Raw genomic sequence first — 14,049 nt, forward strand, 5'->3', positions numbered from 1 at the left:
TTTAACAAAAAAGCAAAATATTAAACAGTTAACGCCGAGCGTAGCAATACATCCAGCTTGTCCAGCCCCTGCTGCAGGATGTCGGCTTCTATCGTTAGCGGCGGTAAGAAGCGCAGTACATTGCCATAAAAGCCGCAGGACAATAAAATCAGGCCGTGATCAACAGCGCGGGCGATGATCTGCTGGGTTAAGGCCACGTCAGGCTCACCATCGCGCATAAATTCAATGGCGATCATGGCACCGAGCTGGCGTACCTCGGCAATACGCTTTGGAAACTGCTGCTGCAGTGCCGCTAAGCGTGCGGCAAAGGCTTCACCAATTAGATTGGCCTGCTCGCACAGTTTATCCTGCTCAATCACCTCCAGCACCGCCAGTGCTGCGGCACAGGCTACCGGCGAGCCGCCATAGGTGCCGCCCAACCCGCCCGGTAACGGCGCATCCATAATGGCACTTCTACCCACCACGGCCGCCAATGGCAAGCCACCGGCGATCCCCTTGGCCATGGTGATAAGGTCTGGCTCAATCCCACTATGCTCCATGGCAAACAGCTTACCGGTGCGGCCAAAGCCGGTTTGAATTTCATCGGCAATCAGCACTATGCCGTGTTGATCACAAACCTGGCGTAGCGCCTTAAGCAGCTCAGCCGGTGCCGGATAAAAACCGCCCTCACCTTGCACCGGCTCAATAATAATCGCCGCAACATCTTCAGGCGCGATATCCACCTTAAACAACTTATGCAGTGCGGCCAATGACTGCGCTGTGCTGACCCCATGCAGCGCCATCGGAAAGGGCAGATGGTAAATATCGGCCGGAAAAGGCCCAAACAGCGTTTTATAGGGCGCGACTTTGCCGGTTAACGCCATCGTCATATTGGTGCGGCCATGAAAGCCGCCGCTAAAGGCAATAACACCACGACGGCGGGTATAGGCCCGGGCGATTTTAATACAGTTTTCTACCGCTTCAGCGCCGGTGCTGACAAAGATGGCTTTTTTCTCGCTGCAGCCAGGCGCTAGCTGGGTCAACTTTTCGGCCAGTTCGACTGCTTCAGCATAGGGGTTAATCATCAGGCAGCTGTGACTAAAATCGGCCAACTGGGCTTGTGCCGCCGCCACCACTTTGGGGTGAGCATGGCCGGTATTACATACCGCTATGCCAGTGCCAAAGTCGATATAACGGTTACCCTCGACATCCCACACTTCGGCATTTTTTGCCCGCTGTACATACACCGGATACAGATTACCCTGGCCACGGGCGAATACGGCCTGCTTACGCTGTTGTAACTGCTGATTACTCATGCTGTTGCCTGTTCAATATGCTCGGTTAGATCCCACCTAAACACAGGTATTTAACGTCGGTATAATCATCCAGGCCATATTTAGAGCCTTCACGGCCAAAGCCCGATTGCTTTACGCCGCCAAAAGGCGCGGCCGCATTGGAGATAATGCCTTCATTAATACCCACCATGCCAAACTGTAGTTGTTGTGCCACCCGAAACACCCGGCCAATATCGCGGCTGTAAAAGTAAGCTGCCAGGCCATACTCGGTGCTGTTAGCCAGCGCAATGGCGTCCTGCTCGGTGTCAAATGCCATCAGTGGCGCCACCGGGCCAAAAATTTCCTCGCGACTTATGCCCATATCAGCGCGCACACCGCACAACAAGGTGGGTTGGTAAAACTGTTTCCCTGCGCTATCAGCTTTACCGCCCAGCAATACACGGGCACCATCCGCTACTGCGCTTTGCACTAAACTGCTGACTTTCTGCAGCGCGTCATCGTCAATTAAAGGGCCTATTTGGCTGTCGCTGCTTAAACCATCGCCGACCTTAAGCTGGGTGATGGCAATCGCCAGTTTATCGGCAAAAGCCTGATATACACCGCGCTGCACCAAAATGCGGTTGGCACAGACACAGGTTTGGCCGGCATTACGAAACTTCGATGCCAGCAGGCCCTGCACCGCAGCGTCTAAGTCGGCATCGTCAAACACGATAAAGGGCGCATTGCCACCCAGCTCCATGGTGACCCGTTTTACGCCATCAGCACATTGTTTCAGCAGCTGCTTACCCACCGCCGTAGAGCCGGTGAAGCTAAACTTGGCCACTTTAGGGTGCTGGGTAAGCACAGCGCCGATGGCTTTGGCATCACCGCCCACTACCACATTAAATACGCCAGGTGGAATACCGGCCTGATCGGCAAGCTCTGCCAACGCCAGCGCCGACAATGGCGTTTGTTGCGCCGGTTTCACCACAAAGGTACAGCCAGCTGCAAGGGCTGCAGCGGCTTTACGGGCAATCATGGCGTTGGGGAAATTCCACGGCGTAATGGCCGTTACCACCCCTACCGGTTGCCGCTGCACAATAATGCGCTTATCAGCTGAGGGCGCCGGTATGGTATCGCCGTAAAGCCGTTTGGCTTCTTCGGCAAACCATTGTAAATAAGACGCGCCATAGGCTATTTCGCCTTTGGCCTCGGAAAGCGGTTTACCCTGCTCCAGCGTCAGCAAGCGGGCCAGTTCATCCTGATGTTGTAGCACCAACTGATACCAGCGCTGCAGCAGCTCGCTACGTTTGGCCGCCGGTAAGGCCGCCCAACCGGCAAAGGCTGTACTGGCAGCCAGTACCGCTTGCTCAGCCTCGGCCGCACCGGCATCACTGACCTGGGCCAGCAGCTGCTGGTTGGCCGGGTTTAGCACGGCAAATCTTTTGTCGGCATCGCACCAGCGGCCATTGATATAGCAGCCAGTTTTCAGTAAAGGGTTGGTTGTGTCAGGGGTCATCTTTATCTCCACACCATTGGGGGTATTGCACCAGCTTAGCAGACCGGATTAAATACCAAACATTCAACGCTTAGTTTGAAAATAATCAACTTTATGGCCAGATTACCAAAAAACCTGACGCAGCATGATATTAAGCTGCTGCGCATTTTTCAGACGGTGGTGGATTGTGGTGGTTTTACCGCAGCAGAAACGGAGCTGAATATTGGCCGCTCGACCATCAGTATTTATATCGCCAATCTGGAACACCGGCTAAACCTAAGCTTATGTCAGCGCGGCCGGCAAGGCTTTTCGTTAACACGGGAAGGCCAGGCGGTTTATAACGCCATAGCGCAGCTGGAGCAGGCACATCAGCAGTTTAGCCAGCTGGTCGCCAGCCTGACGGATTCATTAAGTGGCGAGCTGGTCATTTTAACCGCCGATCAGTTGGATCAATCGCGTTTGCATTTACTAAGTAAATTCAGCACCGCGCTGCAACAACAGGCACCGCAGTTAACATTGGCGCTGGATGTATTACCCCTGCAGCAAATTGAACTGGCGCTGCTAAAAGATCAGGCCCATCTGGCCCTGATGCCAGGCTACCGGCAGATTGATGGCTTACACTATCAACACGCGCTTAGCACACCGATTTTTTTATGCTGCGCTTGTACACATCCGCTGTTTGTCGTAGCTGATGACGCCATAAATGATGAGTTGCTCGCTCAATACCCGGCCATTCACCCGGGTGTCGACATTAACCCGGAAGGGCGCAAACAATTACAGAAACTAAAGGCCGGCGCCCGCGCCTATCAGTTTGATACCCGGCTTGCGCTGTTACTATCTGGTGTTTATATCGGCTTTTTACCAGAAGAGATTGCCCGGCCCTACATAGATGATGGTAAATTGCGTTATCTGAAAGCGGCTGAATATCGGTATCCTTTCAATCAGTCTATTGTCAGTAAACAGACACCCCGCGACAGCGCCAAGGTGCAGCTGGCCCTGGGTATACTGCAGCGCCTGCTGAAAGCACAGCACTAACAAGAATGAGCACGAGTCTGCTGCTACCTCATTACCCGTAAGCAAAAACCTCTTTCTATCGTGTTAACCGATAGTGGCTCATTTTTGTTATCTGTAATACGCGCTTATTCTGAGGCCGGTGGTGATTACTGCCTCGGGTTACAGGCCGAAACACTCCCGTTCGCGGCCTGCGTTTAACTTACCTCCTGGTATTATATTTACCGCAGGGCGCCTGGCGCCCTGTTTTTTAGCCCTATTTTCACAAAAATGAAACAATTCATCGCATCAGCCGATGCTAACCATTTTCCCAAGCTGTTTTATCGTTTTTATAGTCTGCCAATGGCCCAGCTGTACCGTGCCATCGCCACTACAAGGAGTAGTGAGATAACAAGACGGACAACGACAAAAATAACAGTTGGAGAGTGTAATGAAATATTTATCCGGCCTGTTGCTGCTATCAGCACTGGCATCATTTGACACCCTGGCGCTGTGCCCGGATGGCAGCAGCTTTGATAATAATTTAAGCTTTTGTGCCAACAGTAGCGATGTTTATGGCCCCTTTACCAAAACCATGACTGATCGCTGTGTTAGTGCCGGCGGTGGCAGTGCCTGCACCACGCCACGCACGGTGAGCGTAAACGGCACTAATATCAGTGTACTGCGTTGGTCGCGGGCCTTTACCACTAACCTGCGCGGTAGCGGCAGCTGCCCTGATGGTTCCGTGCGCTCAGCACAATATGGCAACCACTGCTATGAGCAACGCAACGACGGCACACCGAATAATGTTTATGGCAACTTCACTGCCGACGAAGTAGCAAAATGCCAGTATTTACAAGGCGGCACGGCCTGTTTAACCACCCGCTGGTCAGCAACCTTCTACACCAGCGTAAAAAACACCACCCTGCCCGGCAGCTGGGTAAACAAGTTTGGTGCCTGGCTCTGGTATATCGACGAGGCTGGGGTTAACAAAACCCATACCCAACTGGCCAATGAGCTTGCCGCTATGGGCGTAAAACGCATCTTTATCAAGATTGCCGACGATGCCGCCGCTTGCTCGCTGTTTGTCGATGCGTGCTCAACCACCACCACCAATATCTACAAAAACAAAGGCATCGAGCCCTGGGCCTGGTCGTACAATTATCCGGGCAATAATGCCGCTCAGGCCGATGCACTATATCAGGCGGCCCGCTATGGTTATGTTGGTTTTGTCTCTGATGTTGAAGTGGAATTTAATAACAAAACCACGGAACTGCACAGCCTGTTTCAGGCATTCCGTGCCGCCCGCACCCGCGCCATCAACGATGGCTATGCCACGAGTGATTTCCCGCTGGGTGCGACTACCTGGAGCAACCCGGCTGATCAGGGCATGCGGGTGGATATTATCGACCAGTATGTCGATTTTCATATGCCGCAAACCTATCTGGAAGTGTGGGGCAGCAGCTACATGGCCGATCCGAAACGCTGGATTGAAGCCGGTAATTGCGAATACCGTGCCTTGGGTGCCAATAAACCAATCTGGCATATCGTGTCTACCGAGTACGATACTATCAGCCCGGCACAGCTAAATACGTTCTTAAATGTGGCCGGCCCTAATGCCAGTATCTGGCGTGTGCCCGGCGGCTCAGTACCGCAAGCCGTATGGCAGGACTGGAGCAATGTCAACTGGCAGCGCAGCAGCTTTGATGCTGATGTCGACTGCTCAGCCGGTAACAACAGCTTTAAAAACTACCTGACCGGCAGCCCGACACCTCCGCCACCTGCACCACAAGCCGTCCCCTACTGGAACCAGAATCAAAATGCGGTGAACCCAAGCGGCACTTGCAGCATTACCTCCCTGGCGATGATCACCGACTTTTTTGGCTTGACCGACCCGGCAGTGTTGGGCCAGCGCACACCGGATTATTTAAACAACCGCTTTGGTGTATTGCAGGACGTGCCCTCACTGGCCTGGGGTTTTAATACCATAGCGCAGGAAAAAGGCAGCCCGCTGCGCGATATTGGTGTGACTAACGGTACAATCAGCCAACTGCGGGCGCTGGCCAGTGCCGGCAAACCCACCATAGTACATGGCTGGTTTACCGTACCAGGCCACATTATGGTGGTAACTGGCTATGACGGCACCCACTACACGGTAAACGACCCTTACGGTGTGTGGAACCTGCAAAAATGGGGCAGCTACGACACCAGTAAATCCGGTAAGGGCGTGCGCTACCCGAAAGCGGCGTTTGAATATGCCATTAACGATAATGGCAGCGGCAATGACCTGTGGTTGCACCGGTTTGAGTAACTAACCCCTGCGCTGTGCCAGCTGCAGGCACAGCGCACTTAACACTATCGCTGCGGCACCCAGTGGCAACACCGCCGTCAGGCTAAAGGTACTGATCGTCAGCGCTGCAATGGGTGGCCCCAGCATTAAGCCCACTTTAAATGCGCTTAAGCAAAACACAATTAAGCGGCCAGACGGGTCGACATCATTGAAAATGCCCATCATCACCGGCACCACAAAGCTCCAGAAAATCTGATACACAATGGTCGCTGCAGCATAAATCAGCCAGGCTGGACCGCTGCTTAACAAACCCAGCGCCAGTAAACAGGGCAACTGAACCGCGACTGTTAGCCACAGCGCAGCCGTGCGGCCATATTTGCCGACAAAGGTGCCCGATAACATTGAGCCCACCGCACTGATGGCAAAGCCTAACCCCAGCACATAGCCGACTTCAGCCATAGTTAGCCCGGCTGAGACACCTAAGCGCTCGAGGTAGCCCCACACGCCGCCCTGCGCAAAGTAATACAGCACGACACCGGCAAATACCCACAAGGCCGGCGCTAAGCGGCCACTGAGTTCAAAGCGCACACTGTGCTGCGGTTTTTGGTTTTGCGCAAAACGAATAAAGCTCAGCAGCAAGGCGGCCAGTAAAAACAGGTTAAAGCTTTGGTAAATGGCGCTATAGCCAAAACGACCAATCAGCTCTGGCAGCAGCATAAAACCGACAGTGCCAAACACCACCTGTATCGTTACCATCACGCCAAAGGCTTTGTCTACCCGCTGTGAGTCACCCAGTGCCGCCAACGCGATGGCGTAACTGACACCGCAAGCGATGCCTGCGGCAAAGCGCAATAGCAGCAGCGCACTGTAGCCATCTGCCAGGCTGGTAAGCAGATTAGCGCCTATAAATAGCAGCAAACTCAGCTGTACTGCCGGGCGCCAGGGCACCCTACGCACCCACCAAAAAGCAGAGGTGGTAGAGAGTAAAATACCGGCAACATCAGCCGCAGCCAGATAGCCTACCTGCTGGGTGCTGAATAAACCGCTATCAGAAAAAGCGCCGACGATAAGTGGCATTAAATTGGTTACAGCTGCACCCATCATGGCAATCAGCATCAGACCGGCATATTCGGCCCAGTAGCCGGTAGGCTTAACCTCGGTGTCCATGGATAATTCCTGCATCTACGGCTCCTTAAAGCAGAAAAAGTGAGCGCGGCGAACCGGCTCACTTTTACCAAGCCTACAATACTGTTAGTAGTATTTGTAGGAGAAATTAATACCAATAGTGCGTGGCGTCAGCGCTATAGTACGCCGGCCCAGTACACCGCCATTTAAGTTCGATACAATGGCATCTTCATCGGTCAGGTTTTGTGCCCAAATCGCCACATCCCAGTTGTCTTTACCAAAGCCAATATTGGCACTAAAAGTGGTGTACGACGGGTATTCAAATACCGGTGAGGTTGGGTCATCCTGACGGTCGTTCTGTACTTTGCCAACATAGCGGCCGTTTAATGCGGCGTACGCCGTCATACCGTTGTCAAAGTCGGTGTCATAACGCACACCAAAGTTATGCCGCCATTTCGGTGAGCCGCCCAGCAGGCCGCCTTTGTTCCAGGTGCGACACTCGTTATCCGCTTCGGCCACGTCCTGGTATACGCACTTGGTTAAGGTTTCATCCCACTTGCCCTCAGTGGTAGCCGTGGCATAACTTAAGGTAATATTGTCGGTTAAATAGTAACGGGTATTTAATTCCCAGCCCCGGGTTACCGCATCCGGGCCATTGGTAGTGCCGTTAACCGGGAAAATGCCGTCAATGGTTTGCGAAAAATAGGTTTGTACGTTGTTCCAGTTGATCTGATACACGTTGGTTTGTACATACCAGCCATCAGCCAAGTGGCCTTTTACCCCCAGCTCCAGGTTATCGGTAGAATCCGGCTCGTAGTTTTGCACATCATCGGCCACCAGCTGGCCGCCTTCATCACGAAAGCCGTTGGTACCGCCGCGACGGAAGCCTTGCGAATAGGTAAAATAGGCGAATACTTCATCACTGAATTTGTACGAGGCATTAAATTTATAAAAGCTCTCGCCATTTTCTTTATTGCTAAACTCACGGTTAGAGTCGGTGGTACCTAAGTAATCACGAATAAGCGCCAGGCCGGTATCTTCATAGTTAAATACCCGCGCGCCCACAGTGACATTTAACTTGTCGGTGATGTCGTAGCCAATTTCACCAAACAGCGCCAGTTCTTTGTATTTACTACCCAGGTCTTCCTCGTAGCCCTGGCCCGGCACACCGCCGACAGCGGCGCGGTCAAAACCGAGCCAGCCCACTTCTGAGGCAATGTCATCCAATTGCTCAAACCATTCGGAGAAACGAAAATTGCGCTTCTGATCCGTGTAATATATCCCGGCGATCCAGCTTAAGCGGCTATCGGTATCTGAGGTTAAGCGGGTTTCATGCGTCAGGCCTTTGTAGGTGTTATCAAAGGTCATATAGGCCGAGTCGTTGCCATCTGCCAGTGCTAAACCCGGGATCCAGCCATAATACGCATCACCCTGTGAGGCGTAATCGGCCTGGCCGATACTGCTGTCTTTATAGTACGAGGTGGTACTGTGCAGTTTAATGCCCGGCAGTTGCCAGTCTAAGTCCAGCGTATCCATCGTCAGCTCACGGTCGGCATATTCTTCAAAACGCGCGACGATAGTGTGGTCGTTATACTGAAACGGCGTTTCAAACGAGCTGAGATCGCAATCGGCAATGCCTTCACAGGCCCGGTCCACCGGTAAGCGCGCTGCGCCATTAGTCCCGTGCGCCAGCTGATCCTGCTGAATATGGCTAAAGGTCAGTTTTACATCATCACTGACTTGCCACAACAGCGCCACCTTACCACCGGTGACGTACTGATAATCGTCGTCTTTGTATAACGTCTGGTTCGGGTTAGGGTTACCGGGGAAGCCTTCACCCTCTGCCAGCCAGCTGGGGTTGACCTGACGGTCGGTGTAACCTTTTTCATTCAAATTCGCCAGAGAGGCACGCAGAGCCACCCGCTCGCCCAGTGGCACGTTTACGACGATATCGGTATCGTTACTAACGCCGCCATTTTTGGTTTGATACAGACTGGTATTAAAGTCGAACTGGAAATCATCCAGCACCGGCTGATTGGTGATATAACGGATGGTACCGCCCAGGCTGCCGGCACCGTACAGGGTGCCCTGTGGGCCCAGCAGAGTCTCTACCCGGTTAATGTCTTTAATACGGTAGTTTATGTTCGGCAGCGGCGTTGCATCCAAATAATATGCCATGGTGGTGCGGATAAACTGCTGAATATTATTGGCATTTACGCCCGACACGTTTAAACCACGCACTGATACTGAATCGGCAAAACGGGCACTGTTACCCGGTGCGCTAATCTCCACGCTATCGGCAATTAAATCTTTTAGGTTACCAATGCGCTTTTCCCGCAATTCAGCTTCGGTCATGGCACTAATATTCATCGGAATTTCCGATGCTAACTGCGGCCGGCCAGACGCTGTGACGGTAATCACTTCTATCTGCTTTTCATCTTTGGCCTGTTCGCTGTCCGGCGCCTGTTGCTGTTGCGCCTGAGCGGCACCGCTAAGTAATACTGCTGAAATTACCAGACTTAACCTGTGTTTACTAAAAGGTAGCATGCTAAGTTTCCTTCCTGTTGCCATTATTATTTTTAATTTACAAGTCTGGTAATCCTGCTAAATTGTTTGCTCAGAACTTGTACACTAGCATCAATAAAAGCTTTTTTATGCTAAGTACAGTTGCTAACCATCGGTTGAGGCGATACAAGATGCAATTATCCTTTGAACAACTGCAGGCGTTTTTAACTACAGTCGAGACCGGCAGCTTCTCGGCAGCGGCACGTAAACTGGGTAAGGCACAATCGTCGATAAGTGGTCTGATCAGCAATCTTGAGATAGATGCCGGCTTTGAAGTGTTCGATCGCAGTAAACGCACCCCACCGCTGACGGCTGAAGGGCTGGCTTTGCTTAACGATATAAAGTCGGTACTGAAAAGCTATAACAATCTGTTAAGCCGCATTCAGAATTTGAACAAAGATGTCGAAACTGAAATCAGCCTGGCGTTTGATGATTTAGCCTTGCCGGTGCCCCTTATGCTGAAAGTGGCCAACGAGTTTAAACAGCACTTTGCCAATACCTCACTGATGCTGCTTAAAGCCAGCCATCAACAGGGGTATCAGCTCTTAAAACAGGGCAAAGTGGATATTGCGATTGCCATTAGCCAGGATGACTACCCGGAAAACGTGGCTTTTCGTGGTATTTCGCATGTGCATTATGGCACTGTGGTCAGTAGCCAGCATCCGTTGGCACAGCTCAGCCAGGTCACGCCTTACGATTTATCGCAGCACCGCCATCTGCGTATCACCGATGCCGACAGTGGTTTTCGCCGTTTTGATTCTGATTTATCCAGCAATATCTGGTTTACCAACAGTTCTACCTTACTGATTGATGCAGTAACAGCCGGCTTAGGCTGGGCCGAGCTACCGCTGCACTTAATTAAACAGCAGCTGCAAAGCGGCGAATTGGTCAAGCTGCCAACCAGCCATCAGGCGGTGTCGTTTCCACACTGCGTGGATATGGTGTGGCAAAGCGAAACACCGGTTGGCCAGGGTATGCAGTGGCTACTTAATGCCCTGACTGAGCAAGGCATTGCTTTTAGCAAGCAAAGCGGCGAGCTAAGCTAACATTTAAGCGGATCTATCACCCACAAACGGGGGTAAAGCCGCCCCCATCCGCCCGAACGGGGAATGGCTGCGCCAACGTCAACTGCGGTACAACCTGTGTTACTGAAACAGGAGTACTTTATGCACAAGCCTTTTGATACCGCCGAACTGACCCGGCTGGATAAACAACATTTTACTCACCCCTGGACCGTGTTTGATGTGTTTACTGAACAGGGCGCCTTACCGATAAGCTATGGCGAGGGCTGTTACATTGAAGATACTAACGGCCGCCGTTATCTGGATGCCGTAGGCGGCCTCTGGTGCACCAATATTGGCCTGGGCCGCACTGAAATGGCCGATGCTATTGCCGCCCAGTGCCGTCAGCTGGCCTTTGCCAATCCTTTTGTCGATATGACTAATGTACCGGCCACCCTGCTGGCTGCCAGGCTGGCCGAGCTGGCACCGGGCGATTTGGACCATATTATTTTTACCTGTGGCGGCTCTACCGCAGTCGATTCGTCTTACCGGTTGATCCAGTACTACCAGAACTGTCGCGGCAAACCCGAAAAGAAGCACATTATCTCACGCAAGAACGCTTATCACGGCTCAACCTACCTGTCGATGTCGATTGGCGGCAAAGCCGGTGACCACCCGCCGGAGTTCGATTTTATCAGTGATACCATACACCACATCAGTTGCCCGAATTACTATCGCGCGCCGCAGGGCTTAACCGAAGCGCAGTATCTTAGCTTTTTGCTCGATGAGCTGGAGCAAACCATCTTGCGCATAGGCCCGGATAAGGTAGCAGCGTTTTATGCCGAGCCGGTATTGGGTGCCGGCGGCGTTATCGTGCCGCCGCAGGGTTATCATCAGGGCACCTTTGCTATTTGCCGTAAGTACGATGTGCTCTATGTCTCCGATGAAGTGGTTACCGCCTTCGGCCGCCTTGGCCATTGGTTTGCCAGCAAAGAAGTGTTTGATATTGAGCCGGACATGATTATCAGCGCCAAGGGCTTAACCTCGGGCTATCAACCACTTGGCGCCTGTATTTATTCAGATCGCATCCACAAGGTGATCAGTGAACCCGGCCATGGCCGCTGTTTTGCCCACGGTTTTACCTATTCCGGCCATCCGGTAGCCTGCGCCGCAGCGCTAAAGAACATCGAAATTATCCAGCGTGAACAGTTGCTGCAACGCGTACAGCAGCTGGGACCTTATTTTCAGCAGCAGATGAAAACACTGGAGGATTTACCTATTGTTGGTCAGGTGCGCGGCATGCAACTGATGGTGTGTGTAGAGAATGTGCGCTGCAAAAAAACCAAGGCCTTGTTCCCGGAAGAGCTGGATATTGGCAAGCGCATTGCCGATCACGCCGAGACGTTGGGGCTGATAGTACGGCCGATAGTGCATTTAAATGTGATGTCGCCACCACTGACTATCAGTCGCTCGCAAATTGATGAGATTGTTGTCACCTTGCGCAAAGCGATTGAACTGACCATCGACGATCTTTATGCTGAGGGGCATTTAGTCCGCCAGCAAGATGCGCTGCCTGCAAACAGTATCTGCGCTTAAGGAGAGCACTATGCGCCAAAGTCACTTATTTTCCGGCCTGTTACTGGGCTGTCTGTTGCAACAAGGCTGCGCTGATGCCGCCCCTGCCGATAAGATTATGCAGGCGGCTCTGCCCTGGCAAAACCAAACCTTTGCGCAGGGCAAGGCCGAGCAATGTATGAACTGGACCCGCGAGGTATTACAGCAAGCCTGCGGCGACAAATTTGCCAGCCTGCAAAGCCAACAACCGTGGGACTTAGCCCAGCTTGGGCCGGCTGATGAGCTAAAACCCGAGCATGCTGACTCACTCGCCGCCGATGAATTTGGCACTAAAATTACCCGTATCGCTGCGCTGCAACAGGGTGATTTAGTGTTTTTACAAAATACCTACGGCAACTGGAATAAAGGCGTGATTACACATGTCGGTATTGCTACCGGCGATGGTAACTATATCCACCGCATGACCTCCAATCAGGGCTATGTGCGGATAGAACCGATACCGCAAGCCGATTTTCAGGCCGGCCTGCGGTTAAAGCCGGAGCTATGCCAGTAATAGCGTCCAGGCTGTTCTATCGCCACAGCCGATAGTAAATCATTTCAATTATTTAACCACTGCATCTAGGGTAACTGAAACACTGTCAGGAACCCTGGTATGCTGCTTATGCGCCACCTTAATATTGGCTACATTTTAGTGCTTTTAACACTGCCAGGCTGTGGCAGTACGGCAGATGATACAAAGCCCCATGCGGCAGCTGCGGCTATCGCCAAGGTTACAACTAATACCCTTGCCAGCATTAACACACCGATACCTTATTACAGTCAGCTGGAAAACCAGAATAAGCCTGCATCTACCTGCAGTGTCACCTCACTGGCGATGGTGACCGACTTTTTTGGCATTACGCAGCCATCTGACACCGAACGGGTGCCCGACAAGCTTTATCAACGCTATGGCTTGCTACAGGATGTACCGGTACTGTCCGGCGCCTTTAATCAACTGGCGCTGGAGGCCGGCAGCACTGCCCGCGCTACCGGTCTTACCAATGGTACCTTTGCGCAGTTACAGCAACACGTTAGCCAAGGCCTGCCGGCCATAATACATGGCTGGTTTACGCCGCCTGGGCATATTCTGGTGGTAACCGGCTATGATGGCGAGTACTACACCGTACATGACCCTTACGGTAAATGGGATCTGACTAAGTTCGGCAGTTACGACACCAGCGTGTCAGGGAAGAATATCCGCTACCCGAAAGCCGAATTTGAGCATGCCATCAACGACAACGGCAGCGGCGATGATCTGTGGTTACACCTGTTTGCGCCGCAAACAGCTGATTAAAACCGAGCCGTGTCCTTGCGGCTTAAGCTTTGTTATCAGCATGCTTGAGCCCACCGCCGGCTTTGCCTACAATGATGCACTTTTTGAACATTAAGGCACTCGCCATGAACGATACCACGCAAGATGCAGTAAACAGTGAACAAGACCGCCCGGCATTACCGGATCGCCTGTCGGTTAACCCGCGCAGCCCACATTATATGAAAGAGATTTTTCAGTACGATGTCGGTATTAAACTTAACGGTAAAGACCGTTTCGATGTGGAAGAATACTGCATTAGCGAAGGTTGGGTAAAAGTAGCTGCCGCCAAAGCGCTGGACCGCCGCGGCCAACCACTGTTAATGACGCTAAAAGGCAAAGTAGAAGCCTTTTACCGCTAATTAGCGCTAACCATCTGGTTAAACATGGCGATAAACATGCTG

General features: G+C 52.3%; 11 protein-coding genes. 7 read left to right on the forward strand and 4 right to left on the reverse strand.

Features of this window, described 5'->3' with window-relative positions; genetic code table 11:
• Window positions 1-20: 20 nt before the first annotated feature.
• Both gabT and ABGI61_RS04940 read right to left on the reverse strand, forming a co-directional pair.
• Window positions 21-1,295 carry a 4-aminobutyrate--2-oxoglutarate transaminase gene (gabT, locus tag ABGI61_RS04935; RefSeq protein WP_347597765.1) on the reverse strand — a complete coding sequence of 425 codons (1,275 nt, stop codon included), beginning with the start codon at window positions 1,293-1,295 and terminating at the stop codon, window positions 21-23.
• A 25-nt stretch (window positions 1,296-1,320) separates the two neighbouring features.
• On the reverse strand, window positions 1,321-2,772 hold the full coding sequence (locus ABGI61_RS04940; protein WP_347597768.1) for an NAD-dependent succinate-semialdehyde dehydrogenase: 1,452 nt from the start codon (window positions 2,770-2,772) through the stop codon (window positions 1,321-1,323).
• 93 nt (window positions 2,773-2,865) lie between these two features.
• Here ABGI61_RS04940 and ABGI61_RS04945 point away from each other — a divergent pair, with 93 nt between their 5' ends.
• Window positions 2,866-3,786 carry a LysR family transcriptional regulator gene (locus ABGI61_RS04945; protein ID WP_347597771.1) on the forward strand — a complete coding sequence of 307 codons (921 nt, stop codon included), beginning with the start codon at window positions 2,866-2,868 and terminating at the stop codon, window positions 3,784-3,786.
• 406 nt (window positions 3,787-4,192) lie between these two features.
• Window positions 4,193-6,052 carry a C39 family peptidase gene (locus ABGI61_RS04950; protein WP_347597774.1) on the forward strand — a complete coding sequence of 620 codons (1,860 nt, stop codon included), beginning with the start codon at window positions 4,193-4,195 and terminating at the stop codon, window positions 6,050-6,052.
• Here ABGI61_RS04950 and ABGI61_RS04955 read toward each other — a convergent pair whose 3' ends face one another.
• Both ABGI61_RS04955 and ABGI61_RS04960 read right to left on the reverse strand, forming a co-directional pair.
• Window positions 6,053-7,213: an MFS transporter gene (locus tag ABGI61_RS04955; protein WP_347597777.1), complete on the reverse strand. Its 1,161-nt coding sequence runs from the start codon at window positions 7,211-7,213 to the stop codon at window positions 6,053-6,055.
• Between the two features lie 69 nt (window positions 7,214-7,282).
• Window positions 7,283-9,703 carry a TonB-dependent receptor gene (locus ABGI61_RS04960; protein WP_347597779.1) on the reverse strand — a complete coding sequence of 807 codons (2,421 nt, stop codon included), beginning with the start codon at window positions 9,701-9,703 and terminating at the stop codon, window positions 7,283-7,285.
• Window positions 9,704-9,852: 149 nt separating this feature from the next.
• Here ABGI61_RS04960 and ABGI61_RS04965 point away from each other — a divergent pair, with 149 nt between their 5' ends.
• The 5 genes from ABGI61_RS04965 (at window position 9,853) to ABGI61_RS04985 (ending at window position 14,007) form a co-directional block, all read left to right on the forward strand.
• The gene (locus ABGI61_RS04965) at window positions 9,853-10,767 is read left to right on the forward strand and encodes a LysR family transcriptional regulator (protein WP_347597782.1); all 915 of its coding nucleotides are present in this window, start codon (window positions 9,853-9,855) and stop codon (window positions 10,765-10,767) included.
• Window positions 10,768-10,887: 120 nt separating this feature from the next.
• The gene (locus ABGI61_RS04970) at window positions 10,888-12,318 is read left to right on the forward strand and encodes an aminotransferase (protein WP_347597785.1); all 1,431 of its coding nucleotides are present in this window, start codon (window positions 10,888-10,890) and stop codon (window positions 12,316-12,318) included.
• Window positions 12,319-12,328: 10 nt separating this feature from the next.
• Window positions 12,329-12,850 carry an NlpC/P60 family protein gene (locus ABGI61_RS04975; protein ID WP_347597788.1) on the forward strand — a complete coding sequence of 174 codons (522 nt, stop codon included), beginning with the start codon at window positions 12,329-12,331 and terminating at the stop codon, window positions 12,848-12,850.
• A 99-nt stretch (window positions 12,851-12,949) separates the two neighbouring features.
• Window positions 12,950-13,630 carry a C39 family peptidase gene (locus ABGI61_RS04980; protein ID WP_347597791.1) on the forward strand — a complete coding sequence of 227 codons (681 nt, stop codon included), beginning with the start codon at window positions 12,950-12,952 and terminating at the stop codon, window positions 13,628-13,630.
• Window positions 13,631-13,734: 104 nt separating this feature from the next.
• Entirely contained in the window at window positions 13,735-14,007 is a 273-nt protein-coding gene (locus ABGI61_RS04985; protein WP_347597794.1) for a DUF3297 family protein, read from the forward strand.
• Window positions 14,008-14,049: the final 42 nt, after the last annotated feature.

This window comes from Rheinheimera fenheensis (assembly GCF_039871805.1).
Taxonomy (GTDB): Bacteria; Pseudomonadota; Gammaproteobacteria; order Enterobacterales; family Alteromonadaceae; genus Alishewanella; species Alishewanella fenheensis.